The sequence below is a fragment of the Spiroplasma cantharicola genome, assembly GCF_001281045.1.
In the GTDB taxonomy this organism is placed as follows: Bacteria; Bacillota_I; Bacilli_A; order Mycoplasmatales; family Mycoplasmataceae; genus Spiroplasma_A; species Spiroplasma_A cantharicola.
This window is the reverse complement of record NZ_CP012622.1, coordinates 1,057,875-1,075,241: the sequence shown is the minus strand read 5'-3', so window position 1 is coordinate 1,075,241 and position 17,367 is coordinate 1,057,875. Positions and strand designations below refer to the sequence as shown.

The 17,367-nt window shown below is 26.0% G+C and carries 17 protein-coding genes; all 17 read left to right on the top strand.

Annotated features, from left to right (window positions below):
• The first annotated feature begins 32 nt into the window (after positions 1–32).
• Positions 33–146, top strand: coding sequence for a 50S ribosomal protein L36 (rpmJ, locus tag SCANT_RS05310; RefSeq protein ID WP_020834730.1), 114 nt, complete (start codon positions 33–35; stop codon positions 144–146).
• A 63-nt stretch (positions 147–209) separates the two neighbouring features.
• The gene (rpsM, locus tag SCANT_RS04720) at positions 210–575 is read left to right on the top strand and encodes a 30S ribosomal protein S13 (protein WP_053946569.1); all 366 of its coding nucleotides are present in this window, start codon (positions 210–212) and stop codon (positions 573–575) included.
• A gap of 17 nt (positions 576–592) precedes the next feature.
• Positions 593–982, top strand: coding sequence for a 30S ribosomal protein S11 (rpsK, locus tag SCANT_RS04715; RefSeq protein ID WP_053946568.1), 390 nt, complete (start codon positions 593–595; stop codon positions 980–982).
• 8 nt (positions 983–990) lie between these two features.
• Positions 991–1,944 carry a DNA-directed RNA polymerase subunit alpha gene (locus tag SCANT_RS04710; RefSeq protein ID WP_053946567.1) on the top strand — a complete coding sequence of 318 codons (954 nt, stop codon included), beginning with the start codon at positions 991–993 and terminating at the stop codon, positions 1,942–1,944.
• A 17-nt stretch (positions 1,945–1,961) separates the two neighbouring features.
• Positions 1,962–2,321 (top strand): 50S ribosomal protein L17, encoded by a 360-nt coding sequence (rplQ, locus tag SCANT_RS04705; protein ID WP_053946566.1) that lies wholly within the window; start codon positions 1,962–1,964, stop codon positions 2,319–2,321.
• A 104-nt stretch (positions 2,322–2,425) separates the two neighbouring features.
• Positions 2,426–3,232, top strand: a complete 807-nt coding sequence (locus SCANT_RS04700) for a pyrroline-5-carboxylate reductase family protein (protein WP_053946565.1) — start codon at positions 2,426–2,428, stop codon at positions 3,230–3,232.
• Positions 3,233–3,335: 103 nt separating this feature from the next.
• Complete coding sequence (locus tag SCANT_RS04695; protein WP_083434231.1) at positions 3,336–4,538, top strand: energy-coupling factor transporter ATPase; 1,203 nt, start codon at positions 3,336–3,338, stop codon at positions 4,536–4,538.
• 317 nt (positions 4,539–4,855) lie between these two features.
• Positions 4,856–5,755 carry an energy-coupling factor transporter ATPase gene (locus tag SCANT_RS04690; protein WP_407696240.1) on the top strand — a complete coding sequence of 300 codons (900 nt, stop codon included), beginning with the start codon at positions 4,856–4,858 and terminating at the stop codon, positions 5,753–5,755.
• A 17-nt stretch (positions 5,756–5,772) separates the two neighbouring features.
• Positions 5,773–6,684: an energy-coupling factor transporter transmembrane component T family protein gene (locus tag SCANT_RS04685; protein ID WP_053946564.1), complete on the top strand. Its 912-nt coding sequence runs from the start codon at positions 5,773–5,775 to the stop codon at positions 6,682–6,684.
• A gap of 4 nt (positions 6,685–6,688) precedes the next feature.
• Positions 6,689–7,426 (top strand): tRNA pseudouridine(38-40) synthase TruA, encoded by a 738-nt coding sequence (truA, locus tag SCANT_RS04680; protein WP_053946563.1) that lies wholly within the window; start codon positions 6,689–6,691, stop codon positions 7,424–7,426.
• A 345-nt stretch (positions 7,427–7,771) separates the two neighbouring features.
• Positions 7,772–8,470 (top strand): hypothetical protein, encoded by a 699-nt coding sequence (locus SCANT_RS04675; RefSeq protein WP_053946562.1) that lies wholly within the window; start codon positions 7,772–7,774, stop codon positions 8,468–8,470.
• 42 nt (positions 8,471–8,512) lie between these two features.
• On the top strand, positions 8,513–12,880 hold the full coding sequence (locus SCANT_RS04670; RefSeq protein ID WP_053946561.1) for an ABC transporter permease: 4,368 nt from the start codon (positions 8,513–8,515) through the stop codon (positions 12,878–12,880).
• 114 nt (positions 12,881–12,994) lie between these two features.
• Positions 12,995–13,765: a DeoR/GlpR family DNA-binding transcription regulator gene (locus SCANT_RS04665; protein WP_053946560.1), complete on the top strand. Its 771-nt coding sequence runs from the start codon at positions 12,995–12,997 to the stop codon at positions 13,763–13,765.
• Positions 13,766–13,841: 76 nt separating this feature from the next.
• Positions 13,842–14,276 carry an RpiB/LacA/LacB family sugar-phosphate isomerase gene (locus SCANT_RS04660; RefSeq protein WP_053946559.1) on the top strand — a complete coding sequence of 145 codons (435 nt, stop codon included), beginning with the start codon at positions 13,842–13,844 and terminating at the stop codon, positions 14,274–14,276.
• 1 nt (position 14,277) lies between these two features.
• On the top strand, positions 14,278–14,778 hold the full coding sequence (locus SCANT_RS04655) for an RpiB/LacA/LacB family sugar-phosphate isomerase (RefSeq protein WP_053946558.1): 501 nt from the start codon (positions 14,278–14,280) through the stop codon (positions 14,776–14,778).
• A 20-nt stretch (positions 14,779–14,798) separates the two neighbouring features.
• Positions 14,799–15,746: an ROK family protein gene (locus tag SCANT_RS04650; protein WP_053946557.1), complete on the top strand. Its 948-nt coding sequence runs from the start codon at positions 14,799–14,801 to the stop codon at positions 15,744–15,746.
• 107 nt (positions 15,747–15,853) lie between these two features.
• Positions 15,854–17,365 (top strand): sugar ABC transporter ATP-binding protein, encoded by a 1,512-nt coding sequence (locus SCANT_RS04645; RefSeq protein WP_158500868.1) that lies wholly within the window; start codon positions 15,854–15,856, stop codon positions 17,363–17,365.
• Positions 17,366–17,367: the final 2 nt, after the last annotated feature.

The window sequence follows — 17,367 nt, the reverse complement described above, 5'->3', positions numbered from 1 at the left end:
ATTAAGTACACAAAATCAGGAGGTTAGAAAAGATGAAAGTAAGATCATCTGTCAAAAAAATTTGCGACAAGTGTCGTGTAATTAGACGTAAAGGCCGTGTAATGATTATTTGTGAACAACCAAAACATAAACAACGACAAGGTTAATTATTTATTAATGTTTATTAATAAAGCAAAAATTGGTTAATCTTATTAGAAAGGAAATTAATAATGGCTCGTATAAATGGGGTAGAAATACCTAATGAAAAAAGAGTAGTTATTGCTCTAACTTATATTTATGGTATTGGTTTAACAACTTCACAAAAAATCCTTGAGGCTACAAAAGTAAGCGAAGATACAAGAGTTAAAGACTTATCAGAAGAGAATATTAAATTAATCTCCCAAGAAATTTCTAAAGTAAAAACTGAAGGAGATTTAAGAAGAGAAACAGCATTAAACATTAAACGTTTAATGGAAATTGGATGTTACAGAGGAATGAGACACAGAAAAGGACTTACTGTTCGTGGACAGTCAACTAAGACAAATGCACGTACAAGAAAAGGCCCTCGAAAAACTGTAGCTAATAAGAAAAAATAGTTAGAGAGGTATAAACTATGGCAAATAATAAACAAAACAACAAGAAAAAAGTTAAAAAGAATATTGCTAAAGGTATAGCTCACGTTCACTCAACATTCAATAATACAATCGTAACTGTTTCAGATGAAAAAGGTAATGTTATAGCTTGATCAAGTGCCGGAGTAATGGGATTTAGAGGAAGTAAAAAATCAACACCTTATGCAGCTCAATTAATAGCTGAAGCTGCAGGAAAAGGGGCTATGGACAATGGTGTAAAAACTATTGCTGTTGAAGTAAAAGGTCCAGGTCCAGGAAGAGATGCTGCTGTTAGAAGTTTACAAGGTATCGGATTAGAAATAACTTCAATTAAAGATACAACACCAATTCCCCACAATGGAGTGCGTCCAAGAAAACGCCCGAGAGGTTAATAAAAAGTATGAAACAATTTTCAAGACCAGAATTTAAATTATTAAAAGAGGAAAAAAACAGAAATTATGGGGAATTTAAAGTAGAACCTCTTGAAAGAGGATTTGGAACAACACTTGGTAACGCAATTAGAAGAACATTAATTTCTTCAACTCCAGGTGCAGCTGTTTATGCAATTAAAATTGTAGGTGCAGCTCACGAATTTACATCAATAAATGGAATTGTTGAAAATGTAAGTAGAATTATTTTAAATCTAAAAAAATTAGCTTTAAAAATTGATTCAAAAATATTTGATGATGAAGAATTTGTTGAATTAAAAGTAAGTTCTACAAGAGTTGGAAAAATAACTGCAGGAGATATCAGTTTACCTACTGGAGTTGAAGTTATGAATCCAGAATTACATCTTTGTACAATTGCTGATGGTGGAGTTTTAGATTTAACTTTATTTGCAAAAAACTCAAGAGGGTATAGATCATTTAAAGATAACAAAAAAGAGAAATTGGTTGCTGATGCAATTACAATCGATTCAAATTATTCTCCAATTGTTAGAGTTGCTTACCATGTAGATGCAACAAAAATTGGAAAATCAGTAGACTTAGAAAAACTTATTTTAGAAGTTGAAACTGACGGAACAGTTACTGCAAGTGACGCAGTTGCAACAGCTGCAAAAATATTAGTTGAACACTTACAATTCTTTGTAAATCTAAATGATGAAATCAATGATTTAAATGTTATTGGAGCTACAAATGAAGAAGATGAGAAAGAATTAGATCGTTTAATTGAAGATTTAGATTTCACACAAAGAAGTTTAAATTGTTTAAAAAGAGCAAGTATCAATTCATTACGTGACTTAGTTTCTCGTACTGAAGATGATATTCAAGAAATCAGAAACTTAGGTAGAAAATCATTAAAAGAAATTAAGGATAAAGTTGTTCAATTAGGACTAACTTTCAAACAAGATTAGAAGGAAGGTGTAGTTATATGTCATATATTCAAAAAAGAGGTAAAAACACTGCTTGAAGAGTTGCTTTAATGAGAAACTTGACTACTGAGCTAATAATTTCAGAAAGATTGGAAATTACTGAAACTAGAGCTAAAGAATTAAGACAACACTTTGACAAAATGGTTACACTTGGTAAAAGAGGTGACTTACATGCTCGTAGACAAGCTGCTGCTTGATTAAGACATGTGGATGCTTCTGAAAAGGAAACTGCATTACAAAAATTGTTTTCAACAATTGCAAAAAGGTTTAAAACAAGAGAAGGTGGTTATACAAGAATTCTTAAATTGGATAACCGTCGTGGTGATAATGCACCAATGTGTATCATAGAGTTAGTTTAATTATTAATAAAAAAAGTTCCAATAGGAACTTTTTTTATTAATTTGCTTGTCTTTAAATAAACTTTTATCAAAAAAGATTTATAATATATGAGGAGGCAAGTTCTATGCGAAAGGTTTTGTTTATTGGTTTAGGTCATATGGGTTCTTCTTTGTTTAAAGGAATTCTTAAAAATAAAAAAATTGAAGCTGTATTTTATGGATATGATACTTTTAAAGAGTTACAAGATAAAGTAATAAATTCTGTTGATAGAGCAAAAACTTTAAATAACTTAGAAGAAATTATTTCAATAGATATTAATTATATTATTTTTGCTGTTAGACCAATAGATTTTGATGAATTATGTGATAATTTAAATAAGTTGGATTTGACTAATAAAACTATAATTTCAATGGTTAATGCTATAGAAATAGAAGATCTTAAATCAAAATTTAAACAACATCAAAATTTAAAAATTATAAGAATAATGCCAAATATGAATGCTTCTATACAAAAATCAGTAACAGCTATTGCACATAGTAATGTTGCAAAGGAAGAATTAGATTTTGTTATAAAAATGTTTGAAAGTTGTGGTATTGTAGAATTAATTGAAGAAAAAAACTTTGCTACTTTTACAGCAATTTCTGGTTGTTTACCAGCATATGTATTTACTTTCTTTAAAGCAATTACAGATTATGGAATTCAAAATGGAATTGAAAAAGAAAAAGTATTCAGAATTGTGGAACAATCAATAATAGGAAGCATTGAAAATGCATCAAATTCAGGAATTGAATTAAAAGATATGATTGCAAGTATATGTGTTCCTAATGGTTCAACAATTCAAGGACAAAAAGTTCTAGAAGATAATGATTTTGAACAAATCATAAAAAAATGTCTTGAACAAGCAGATAAATACTCTAAACCAATTAAATAATAATCTTTGCTTATTTAAATAATACTAAATTATAAAAAGTATAATTTAGTATTATTTAAATATTTATATTTGATATAATAATAAATGTATGAGAGGTAATACTATGTCAAGCACCAATTTAAATGCAACTGAAAAATTAAATGAATTTAGGCTTAAATTAAATGAACATAATGATAAGTTAATTCGTGCAAGTCAAAAAATGATTATTGCAAGAAGTAAATTTTCAAGACGTGAAGTTGAAATTGATTTTGTTAAATCAGCTGAAAATGAATATAAAATAATCAAAAAAGATTTTAAAGAAGTTTCTGATAATAGCTTCTTTTTTGAAAATGTTAAAAAGGCTAAAGAAGAATTAAAAAAAGCTTCAAAAAATTCAAAGGAGTATTGAAAATTATTTGAAGAATATAAATTAGCAGTATTTTTATATAAAGAATCAAAGGTAGCAATTAAAGATAGAGGCCACGGTGGATTGCTTTCAAAGCTATCTCAAACAGCTTTGAAACTTGATAAAATTAAATTTCGATATAGAGAAGGTCATCCTTTTGCAGTAAATGGTGTAAGTGTTGAAATTAAACACGGTGATTATATAGCAATTATTGGACATAATGGTAGTGGTAAATCAACGCTTTCAAAAATAATTATTGGAGTTTTGCAACCAACAAATGGATCAATTGAAGTATATGGTAATAAAGTAACTAGAAATAATATAAATATGATTCGTAAATTTTTAGGAATTGTATTTCAAAATCCAGATAATCAATTTATTGGATCAACTGTACGAGATGATATTGCATTTGGATTAGAAAATAGAAGAATTGCTCCATCTAAAATGGCAGATATTATTGTGAAATCTGCTAAAAAAGTAAGAATGGAAGAATTCTTAGATCATGAACCATTAATGCTAAGTGGTGGTCAAAAACAAAGAGTAGCAATTGCTTCTGCTTTGGCTCTTTCTCCAGACATTTTAATTTTTGATGAAGCAACAAGTATGCTAGATCCAAAAGGTAAAAATGAAGTCAAAGAGATTATGGTTGAATTAAAAAATACGAGAGAAAAAACAATTTTTTCTATTACTCATGATATGGATGAAATTTTAAATGCAGATAAAGTTATGGTAATGAATAAAGGTGAGTTAGTTAAATTTGGTTCACCAAAGGAAATCTTATCTGAAAAAGAATTCTTAAGATCTATTCATTTAGATATTCCATTTGTTGCTCAAATTGAAGAAGCACTACAAAATGAGGGTCTTAAAATCTCTGGAAGTGCAAATTTGGAAGAGTTGGTGAAAAATATATGTCAAAAATAAAGAGAATGTCACCAGAGCAAAAAGCAAAGGCTGTAGCAGAAAAAAAAGAACATAAAGTTGAGTATAAAATTCATTTAAAAGAATTAAGTGTTAAACAAAAACATGATAATAAGAGTAGAAAAAAAAGACATAAAGAAGTAAAAAATTTAATTAAAGCTGACAGAAAAAATCAAAAGGAATACCAAAAGGAAATTAAAGCTAATATTAAAAAAGATAAAGAATTCATGCCTGAAAGAATTAAGGAAGTTAAAGATTGATATGCAAATCAGTCAAAAAAAGACTCTTTAATCAAAAAGGAATTTAAAAGAAAGCTTAAAATTGTAAGTCAACCTAAATGAGATTTTAATGGTGAAATTAAATTTGAATCAGTTGCCTATACATACAGTAAAAATTCACCATTTGAATTTAGAGCATTAAATGGTACAGATTTAATAATTGAAGAGAAAAAAATTACAGCAGTAATTGGTATGACAGGTAGTGGTAAATCAACTTTAATTCAGTTAACAAATGGTTTATTAGTAACTGAAACAGGAAGAACCAAAATTGGTGATTTTCAAATTCCTGCTTCTACTAAAAAAATTAAACAAGTTAAGGAACTAAGAAGAGAAGTTGGTTTGGTATTCCAATTTCCAGAATATCAATTATTTCAAGATACAATAGAAAAAGACATTTCTTTTGGGCCAATTAATTTAGGAGCAAATAAAAAGGAAAGTTTTGAAAAAGTTCCTGATTTATTAAAAATGGTGGACTTACCAATAGATTATGCAAAAAGAAGCCCATTTGATTTAAGTGGGGGTCAAAAGCGTAGAGTTGCTATTGCAGGAATTATTGCAATGGATGGTAATACACTTGTTCTTGATGAACCAACAGGGGGCTTAGACCCTCAAGGTGAAGAAGACTTTATGAATTTATTTAATAAATTAAATAAAGAAAAAAATAAAAGAATTATTATTGTAACTCACAATATGGACCATGTTCTACAAATTGCAGATCAAGTAATTGTTATGCATAAAGGTAAAGTTATTTCAAAAGGAACTCCATTTGAAATTTTCTCTAATAATAAGTTATTAGAGCAAATTGAAATTGAGCCTCCAAAATTATATAAACTTGCTCATAAATTAAAAAAAGCAGGTTTGGATGTTACAAGGACTGAATTTAGATCAGTTGAAGAGCTTGCAAAAGCAATAAAAGAAGCTGTTAAGGCTAAAAGAAAATAGGTAAGGAGAATACGATAATGAGAATGGTATTTGGTAGATATATGCCCTATAATTCAATAATTCATAAAATGGATCCACGATTGAAACTGTTTATGATTATTTCATTGATTGTTGTTGTCTTTTTACCAATTGGTTATACTGGTTTTGTATTAACAGCAAGTTTAATATTTATGATGTATTTGATAAGTAAGTTAAGTTTTAAAATGCTAATAAAATTATTTTTTCCAATTATATTTATATTTTTGGTTTTAATATTAATTAATATATTTATGCTAAAACCAGATAATTTTAAAGAATTAGCTGATGGTGCGCATGATACAGGTGCCTATGCCTATGGTTATCTTTATAAATGAAAAGCTATTTGTTTTTCAGAAAAGGCTTTATATTCAGCTTTATATATGACAATTAGAATATTTTTAATGATAACTTTAACTACAATTTTAACAGGAACAACACAACCATTAGAATTAACTTTAGCAATTGAAGATTTATTATGACCATTAAAATTAATTGGAATACCTGTGTATATTTTTTCTACAATTATTTCAATTGCTTTAAGAATGATTCCAACTTTAATTGATGAAGCAGGAAGAATTATGAAAGCGCAATCTTCAAGGGGAATTGACTTTAAAAATGGAAAATTAATCGATAAAGCAAAATCAATGACATCATTAATTATTCCTTTATTAGTATCAGCTTTTCAAAAAGCTGAAGATTTAGCTTATGCAATGGATTCAAGAGGTTATGACCCTCATGCTAAAAGAACAAGATATAGACAAGTAAAATTTAGATTTTTAGATGTAATTATCTTTACTATTGGAATGGGTGTCTTTGCAACTCTTATTTGTTATATTAATATCAGTTCATTTCAAGAAATGGTACAAATCCCTAGAATAGATACAATTCTATTTTCTCAACCTATTAAATAAAAAAATGTATTATTATTTATTAACTATTGAATATGATGGAACTGATTTTTGTGGTTGAGCTAAACAAAATAGACAAAGAACTATTCAAGGTGAAATTGAAAAATCTATAGCAAAAGTAGCCAAAAATTCTATATTTAGATTAGTAGGAGCTTCAAAAACTGATTCAGGAGTTCATGCAGAAGATCAAAAAGCTTGAGTTGAATTAAATTTTAAACCAAATATTGATGGTTTTCTAAAAGCACTAAATAGAAGTCTACCTTTGGGCATTCAAGTAAAAGATATGAATCCTATAAAGAAGGAATTTAGAGTTAGAAATTGTAAAGAAAAAACTTATGAATATAGAATAAATTTAGGAAAAAATAATGTCTTTGAAAATAGACATTATTTTTTAGCAAAAAATTTTTTAGACATTAAAAAAATTAAAGAAGCTTTAAATTTATTTGTAGGAAATCATGATTTCTTAAATTTTTCAGGAATTAAAATTGAAGAAATCGATTTAATTAAAACTAAAAGAAAAATTAATTCTATTGAATGTCAATTGAATGATGATATATTTTTTATTACTTTTAAAGCAAAAGGATTTATAAGATATCAAATAAGAATGATTGTAGGAGCTTGCTTAGCTTATAGTTTAGGCAAAATTACTTTAGATAAAATTGTTAATGTTTTAAAGCTAAGGGAGGCAAAAATGCCCTATATTGCAAATCCTGAAGGACTTATTTTAAAAAAAATTACTTATTAATCATTTTTTAAGGTATTATTTATTTAGGTCGGTTATTGTGAACTTAAATACACCAAAAATGAGTAATAGATATTTATTAGTTTATCTTTTTTGAATAAGTTTTCTTAACAAGAAGGAAAAGGTATGTAATAAATCTCTTTTACAGTAAACCGACTAAAATACGCAAAAGGCGTATTTTTTTATTTATAAGCATAAAAGTTGTTTTTTTCCATTAAAATATCATTGTATATAAAATAAATAACAATTTAATTTATTTTTCTACGAAATTTGTTATTTTTAAAATTTGTTATTTTTTTTAAAAATGCTAATATTAACTTGATTATCAGATTTTTAAGAGGAGTTTGCATGAATAGTTACAATAAAAAAAATGTTAAAAAACTATATATGTTATTTGTTTTAGTTCATTTAACTATAATTTTTATTTCAACTTTTTTTAAAGATTCACAAGATAGTTTGTACTTTGCAATACAAACTACATGAATAATAAATACAGTGATTATTTCTGCAATCTTTTTTTGAATAGTTATTGAATCATTATTGATAATTCAAAAGCTTAAAATGAGTTTTATTAATTTTAAATCTTTTAAATCCTTTAAAAGATTTACTTATTTAAATGATTTTTTCAAATTAATATTGATTACATTTCCGATATTTATTTCAACTGAAATTCAAGCAGTAGAATATTTCTGAAATTCAAATCAAGCTTTAATAAGTTTAGAGATTTTCTTAATAATTTTTTTCACAGTTATAATATTATTTACTTTTATAATGATTTCAACAAATATAATTTATGCAAAAATTAGAAATAAAATAAAATCAGAAATTAATCAAACTATCTTTTTTAGTATTTCAACGATAATACAACAAGATTTAATTTCATCAGAATATCTAAATTTTACAAAATTGTTATTAAAAGAATTTAAATTAGATTTTATGACAATTACAGAAAAAAATAGTTTTGTAGAGCAAGTTGTTAATTGAAAAAAAAGTTTCCATCTTAAAATATTTAAAAAAGGAGTGACTCCTCCTTTAATAATTTCTTAATATATAATAATTAGTTATCAATTAATAGGAGGAAAACTAAATATGAAAGGAATTAGACTTTTACTAAAGAATGCTTTTAAGTCTGCTGGAAAAAATAAATCACAAATTATTGGTTTATCACTTTTAGTTATGTTGGTATCTTTAGTTATATCAGTTTTAGGTGCAACATCAACTAGAGTTGTAGGGGCTTATAATCAATTAAATAGTCAATCAAATTTGAGAGATTATGTTGTAGATATTAATATGGAAGATAAAATCTTAGAACCTGATGAAAATGGTAAAGATATTAAAGAATGAGAAATAGATGGAGTACTTTCAAAAGATGATATGTTGTATCAGCAATATATCATGAACCAAATAGCACTTAAATATAATTTAGATGTATCATTTACTGAAGCTAGATTGATATCAGGTTTATATGGTAAAAAAGGTGATATTAGAGTTAAAGCAATTTCAAAAATTAACTCTGATATAAATATGGGTGTAGATAAACTTGTAGTATCAAAAGGAAGAACTTTTAAAGCAGAAGCCAAAGAAGTAGTAATTGGTGAATCTTATGCTAAACAAAATGGTATTAAAGTTGGTGATATTGTTAGAGTGAATACAGATAAATATGGAAAAGATTTATTAGTTAAAAACACTGAGGGTAATTCACCAGAAGTTGAACAACTTAAAAAAGATTTAAGAGAAATGACTAATGTTCAAACATTTCTAGATAGCAATGCTTATAGAAATCAAGTTTGATTTGAAGTTGTAGGAATTGGAACATCAGCTGATTTTACAACTCCAATAATGGATGCAACTACAATAATGCCTAACATTAATAATGAAGTATTAATGTATATGGATTCTTCATGAATGGGTTATGAAAGTATAGCTTATAATTTTACAAAAATAAATAATGAAGGATCAACAGCAAGAAATGAAGTTAAAAAGACTATGGCTTCATATATTGTTTCAAATGCAAAAGTTGTTGTAACTTCTGAAAATGATAGAGAAACTTATATCTCTGTTAAAGCAGCAAATGGAAGTAATAGTGAACTTTTAAATAATTTAGAAAAAGAATATAAAACTTGAGCGAATATAAAACTAGATAGTAAATATATTTATGACTCAAATGATTCACTTTATAAATTTTCTACAAGAATAACAACATTTAAATCTATAATGACTGGTTATAATTCAATGGCAACTGCTTTAATAATTGTTATTGTTGCAATTGCAGGTTTTACAACAGTGTTAACAACAAAAAAACAAGTTGAGTTACAAAGTAAACAAATTGGTTGTTTAAAATCTTTAGGATATAAAAAACGTGAAATTGTTAATAATTTTATTGCTATTCCATTAATTGTTTCAATTCTTGGAGCTTTATTAGGATATATTATTTCAATATTTATTGAAACTCTAGTAGTAAGTATTTTTTCAAATTACTTTAATATTGCTTTCTTAGGGTTTAAATTTAATATTGTTTCTTTTGGAACAAGTATTATTGGTTTATGAATCGGTCTAACACTATTGGCATTTATAATTGGTTATTGAACTATTAGGTTGCCTGCTCTAACTTTATTGCAAGGTGGAGATGATAAGGTAATTAATAAATTTTCAATGTCTATTAAATCTTTATTTAAAAAAAGAGGTTTTAACACAAGGCTAAAAACAGCTCTATTAACTACTTCTATGGGAAAACTTGCTGGAGTTAGTGCCACAATGCTTTTAAGTGCAACTTTAATTACAACAACAATTATTGCTCCAAAAGTTATGAAAGATAATATGACAGCAACTTTTAACGGAATGAATTATGAAAATATGGTTGAATATACTCAACCAATAGCAAATAATCCATGATCATTTCAAAGAACATATAACCCAAATTGAAACAGTGAAAAAGAGGGTTGGGGACAATATGAAATAGATAAAATGGTAAAAATTAAAAATTCTGGAAAAGAAGGAAATAAAGGAATTACAGATGGTTGAACTCCTTATCCAGTTAAAGAAATTGAATCTAATCCAACAGATGCAATTAAGCATGAAATCGATTGGGCAAATGTATATAGCTCTCTTTTAGAGGGGAATATAAGTCCCTATTACTATACATACGATATTGCAAAAGATGATAAATTCTTTTGAACAGAATTCTCATATTTAAATTGAAAAAACATGTCAACAAAATTACTTCAAAATTTAGATAGAGCAGAGGTTTCTGGATTTACTGGTGGAATAGCTTTATCTCAGTTACAAGCTCAATGACCAGATTACATAAAATTAACTGATAATATAAAAAATTTGAAGGACCCAACTGCTTCACCTTCTACTTTAGATTTAAAAACATACTCTAGATTAATGTTACAAGTTTATAGTAAATATATTAAAGGATTAAAACTTACTTATAATGAGGGCATGATTGATAGAAGTAACCCAGAAGAATTATTAATTAACGCTTCAAAAGCACAAAATAAATTAAATTCAGTTTTTAAAACAAAGAAAACTAAAAATTATTGAGATTTAAATAAAAATGAAAAAAATACTATGCAAATTAATGAAGACTTTACAGCTGACTTTAAATTTAAATGAAATGGTGAATTTATAAGTCCATTGGAAATTAATGAAAGTGATTTAGAATCAGTAACTGATGAAAATATATTAAAGGATTTAAATAGAGCACTTACTTTATGATTTGGTTCTGTATTGGATGGAAGAATGGGTACTGCTGTATTACAAACTACATATACAAGGTCTCCTTATTTTGTTCAAGAATATATAAAATCAGCTATTGAAAATAATGAAAATTATAATATTACTTTTAATTTAATTCCCTATGATAATAATAAAGATGAACTTGGAACAATGCTTAACTCAAACTTTTTATCTAAAAATGGGAAAGTTGAAAGTGCTAAAATATTTGGAGTAGAAAAAGATTCAAAACTTGTTTCTTTAAAAAATGCAAGGGGTTTAGAATTAAGTAGTACTCTATTTAAAAATGAAGTAAATGACTTTGTACCTTTAATTATTAATGAAAGTTTTTCCAAAAAAATAAATAAAGAAGTTGGACAAACTATTTCTCTTAAAGTTTTAAGAGAATTACTTAAACTGGATGGAGAAAATAAAGATTTAGTTTTAAATGAAGATGTAAAATACGGACATAATTTAGTAAAAGATAATAAACTAAATTTTAATAATGAATTTAGAACTCAATCAACTTATGCATACTATTCAAATGGTGGCATTTATGCAGATAACTCTTCAGCAATATTGGGTAGGGGTGTTGACTCATCAACTATTGGAGATATAAATATTGCAGCTAAGTATGCTGATAAAGCTACAAACCCAATAGATGTTTATGAAAAATATAAAGATGGAACATTGAGAGTAAATTCAAAATATGAAAATGTAGAATTTGTAATTGCAGGTGTACAAAATGGATATGGTCAACCACAAGGTTGAATCTCTAATGAGAAGGCAAATCAAATTTTAGAATATGATCAAGTTAAAAAATATAATTTCCAAAATTGATTTGCTAGAGAATATCCTCAAGGAAATCCATTATATAAACTTGAACAATTCTCAAATGGTGATGAGGAAAAAATTCAAGGAGTTACTTTAGAAGAGTTTATACAAGAAGTTTATGATGGAAAAAGAACTTATGAGGATTTCATTGCAAATGTGCAAAGAAGTAAACCTGGCTCAAGTTGAAGAAATATGAATCAACTTTATGATAATTTATATCCTATATTTAACTATAAATATAGTGAAGAACCAGAAATTATTGATTTAACTCAGGGGTTTTCGGTATCTTCAAAAATTGGTGACTTCAGTTCTGTTGGTTTAAATGGAAGTTTTGAAACTAAACAAGTCCCTTGTTCAGAAGTAGAATCAACTGATGCAGATGAAAATGAATGTACAATTGTTGATCCAGAAAAATTTAATCAAGGTTATGGAATTGGAACTCTTTCAACAATGCTACCAAAAGAACAAACTAGACAGATTTTAGGTCAAGTTACAGATCTTATAAATTTAATAATTATAATGTTTATTACAATAGCAATTATTGTTTCAGCAACAATTATTCTTTTAACCACAAGTTTAATTATTTTTGAAAATAAACAATTTATTGCAACTATGAAAACTTTAGGATATTCAAATGGATATGTTGTGAGACAAATTTTAGGAATGTACATAGCTCCAATTATGATTATGTATGTTATTGGTTTTATAGCAGGTTGGTATATCTTTGTCATAATATCTGACTTTTTAGCTTTAAATACAGCATGAGTTTTACCAGTAAATTTCTCATTGTGATTGCCATTTAGTGTATTTGGAGTTATTGCAACGATTTATGTAGTAACTTTTACAATTGGATGAAAAAATATTCAAAAAATAAATCCATTAGAAGCTTTAAAGGATAAAGATTAAAATTAAAATCTTATATATTTATATATAAGATTTTTTTTATATAGATTAAATTCTGTTAATTAGAAAAGTGATAATTTTCTATCATTTTAAGTTAGAATTATTTTGAGGTGCTTTATGAAAAGTCATAACAAGTCTGAACGTGTAAATATTTATTTATCAAATCTTAATGACCAAATAAATCTTAATATGAAATCTTTTATTAAAATAGGACACGATTATAATATCCCAGAAATAACTGTTAGAAGGGATGTTAAGTTTTTAGAAAAAATGGGTTATTTAAAAATTGATATGGGCTTAATGAATTTTGTTAAGAATAAAGACTATGAAATTACTAGAAATGAAAAATTGCAAACTAATAAAGAAAAGAAACAAATAATTGCTATTAAGGCAAATGAATTAATTAGCTCTTCTGAAATATTTGTAGGTCCAGGAACTACATGTGAAACTTTTATAAGAGCAATTACTAAAAATATTAATGTTTTATATACTAATGGAATGGAAATTGCTAGAATTGCCAATAATTCGCCAAATATCCATCATGTAGTTATAATTGGAGGTCGATTAAGACCTCAATCAACAGCTATGTGTGGCCCAATAGCTAATCGAGCTTTAGAAACATTAAAATTTGCTCAATCATTTATAACTGTTACTAATGTTGATCAAAATTTATATCTTTATAATAATCATGAAGACGAAGCCGAATTTATTAATAATTTAATTAATGTAACAAAAGAAACAATTTGTTTGATAGACTCTAGTAAAATTAATAATTTGGTAAAGGGAAATTTAATATGTAATATTGAAAAAATTAATACCTTAGTAGTAGATAAATTGCCAGATGAAGAAATTTTAAGTAAAATTCCACCAACTATTAAAAATGTCTAAAAATGATAAAAAATGATAATTTTTTATCATTTTTTTATTAGCTTATGATAGTATTTTAGTGGAAAGGAAACTAAACGTGGAAAATATAATAATATATATCAATAAAAAAATTGATAAAGAATATAAAAAATATTTATTGGAAAATATTAAGTCAAAAAACTTTACTATTACATTTCAAGAAGAAAAGGATATGTTTAGTGACTTAAATGAATTAGCAAATAAGCTAAGTTTAAAAGAATTGCAAAGAGTAATTGTTATTGATGACTTTGGAACGTTACCATTTATGATTATGGCTCAAAAAAAAGGAGTTGTAGTTGCTCAAGTTTCTGATTATCATTCTGGAAGAATGACAATTGAACACAATAACTCAAATGTTTTATCTTTAGGGTTTGCTATTATTGCAAAAGAAAATATGATGGATGTAATTAATGTTTATTTAAATGCTACATTTGAAGCGGGAAGACATATGGTAAGAATCAATATGTTAGAAAATATTTTGGAGGGAGAATAATATGAAAATCGCAATAGGATGTGATCACATTGTTACTGACATTAAAGATAAAATAGTTGAGATGTTAAAACTTGATGGAATAGAAGTAATTGATTGTGGTACTAATGATTTTAATAGAACTCACTATCCGATATATGGTCATAAAGTAGCTGTCAATGTAGTGACAAAAAAAGTTGATCTTGGAATTGTAATTTGTGGAACTGGGGTTGGAATTACAAATAGTGCTCAAAAAGTTAAAGGAGCAAGAGTTGTCTTAGCCAAAGATGTTTTAACAGTTGTTGATGCAAAGGAAAAATACAATGCCAATATTGTTGGATTTGGTGGAAGAATTGTTGGTCTTGGCTTAATGTATGAAATGATTACAAAATTTATTGAGGCTAAATATTTAGCTAAAAATGATAAACTAATTAGTCAAATTGATAATATGATTAAGCAAGAAAATTATGATAGTAGAATTTTTGATAAAGAGAATAAAAAGTGAGATGAGGGATTTTATAATTAATTGCTATTAGGGGGTTCTATATGAACAAAAAAAACTATGCCTTAGCAATTGATCTTGGTGGCACAACAGCAAAATGTGCTTTAATTTATGAAGAAAAAATTATTGACAAAATTATTATAAAAACTAAAAAAAGTGAAATTTTGGAAAACATTTATTTTAATATTTTACCTTTTTTAGAAAAGTACAAATTAAAACAAAGTGATCTTATTTTTATAGGAATTACAATTTGTGGGTTAATTGATTATGAAAATGGAATTTCAATTTGAGCAGGAAACTTAGAATGAAATAATTATGGAGTAGTTAATAAATTAAAGGAATTATTTCAAATTGAAAATATTTATATTTTAAATGATTCAAAATCTGCTACATATGGAGAGTATGTTAAAGGAATCAAAAAAGAAAAAAGTAGTATGCTTTTATATACAATTGGTACAGGACTTGGTGGAGGAGTTATATTAAACCATGAATTATATTTTGGCAATAATACAAAGTTGGCAAGTGAACCAGGACACAGTGGTGGATTTCAAAGCAATTATCAATGTAATTGCAATTTACCCGGATGTATAGAAGGCTTAAGTAGTGCCACAGGAATTGAGAAAGAACTAAATAAAAATTATGAATATTTTTCAAAAAAATTAAATATTCAAAAAAAGTGGATTGAAATAAAAGATATTTATAGTTTATTTCAAAGTGAAGATAAAAAGACAATTGATATTTTAACAACATGCTTAACTCCTTTAGCCAAACATATTGCAGTTTCCTTACATTTAATGGATTTTGAAATTGTTGTTATTGGAGGAGGACCTTCTGCATTAGGTAAAAAGTTAATTACTATTATTAAAGACATATTAAGGAAATATTTATTACCCAGTTTTTATAAAAAATTGGACTTAAGAATAGCGAAGTTAGGAAATGATGCTGGTATTTGAGGAATATATTATTGAGCTATAGAGAAACTAACTAATTAAGAATATTTTTAACAAAATATAGGAAAATATCAATTTCTATATATTTTTATAATTGACTATTTTTATTTATAAAATCATAACAATACTTTGATGAGAGGATGCAATTTGTGGAGCAAAAAAATACAAATAAATCTAATAAGAAGGTACTTGTATTAAAAGATATAACTAAAAAATTTGGAGATGTTGTGGCTCTCAAAGGTGTAAATTTAAATGCCTATTTAGGAAAATGTATGGGAGTGCTAGGTGAAAATGGTGCAGGAAAATCTACTTTAATGAATATAATTTCAGGAGTTTATAAAAGAACTAGTGGTTATATGATATATAACTCTAAAAAATATGAACCCAAAAACATTAAAGAAGCAGAAAAAAATGGAATAGTAATAATTCATCAGGAATTAAATACTATTAGTGAAATGACAGTAATGGATAATATTTTTTTAGGATCTGAAATAAAAAATAAATTTAAAATTATTAAATTTAAAGAACAGGAAAAAATAATTAATAAAATATTTGACCAGCTCAAAATTTATATTAATCCTTATGTAAAAATTGGTACTCTCTCAATTGCGCAACAACAATTAATTGAAATAGCAAAAGCTGTTATTAGAAATGCAAATGTAATTATTATGGATGAACCTACTTCTTCATTATCAAATAATGAAACACTTAAATTATTTGAGATTATTAAAAAAATGAAAGAACAAAATAAAGCAATTATTTATATTTCACATCGATTACAAGAGATTCCAGTAATTTGTGAAGATATGACAATAATTCGTGATGGTGAATTTATTGGGGAATTTAAAGTTGGCGAAATTAATGAAGATGAAATTATTACTAAAATGGTGGGAAGAAATGTAAAAGAAAAGTTCCCTAAAAAAATTTTATTGAACAAATCTAAAATTTGTTCAATAAAAAATGTACAAAGTAATTTAATTAAAGATGTTAGTTTTGATATCTATAATAATGAGATTTTAGGTTTTGCTGGATTAGTTGGAGCTAAAAGAACTGAATTATTTAAAACTATTATCGGACAATTAAAAGATTCCAAATTAGAAATTATTTTAAATAATAAAAAAGTTAATTTTAAAACTCCGTCAGATGCAATTAAAAAAGGATTTTATTATGTTACAGAAGATAGAAAAGTAGATGGTTTATTTTTAAATTTTGATATTAAATTTAATATAACTATTTCGTCATTAAGAAAATATAAAAACAAATTTATAAAAAATATTTCTACCAAGAAGCAAAATAATGATTCCAATTATTTTCTGAATAAAACATTATTAAAAGCTCCAGATATTTTTAGAAATGTTTCAACTCTTTCTGGGGGAAATCAGCAGAAGGTCTTGATTGCAAAAGCTTTAAGTGTCAATCCCAAAATAATTATTTTTGATGAGCCCACAAGAGGAGTTGACGTTGGTGCTAGAAAAGAAATTTATGATTTAATTTTAGAATTTAAAATGCAGTCTAAAGGTGCTGTCATTATAATTTCAAATGATTTACCTGAAATTATAGGTCTTTGTGATTCTGTAATTGTAATGAAGAATGGAACAATTACAAAACAATTAGATAATAATAATTTGACACAAGAAGAAATTTTAAAATATGCAATTTAGTA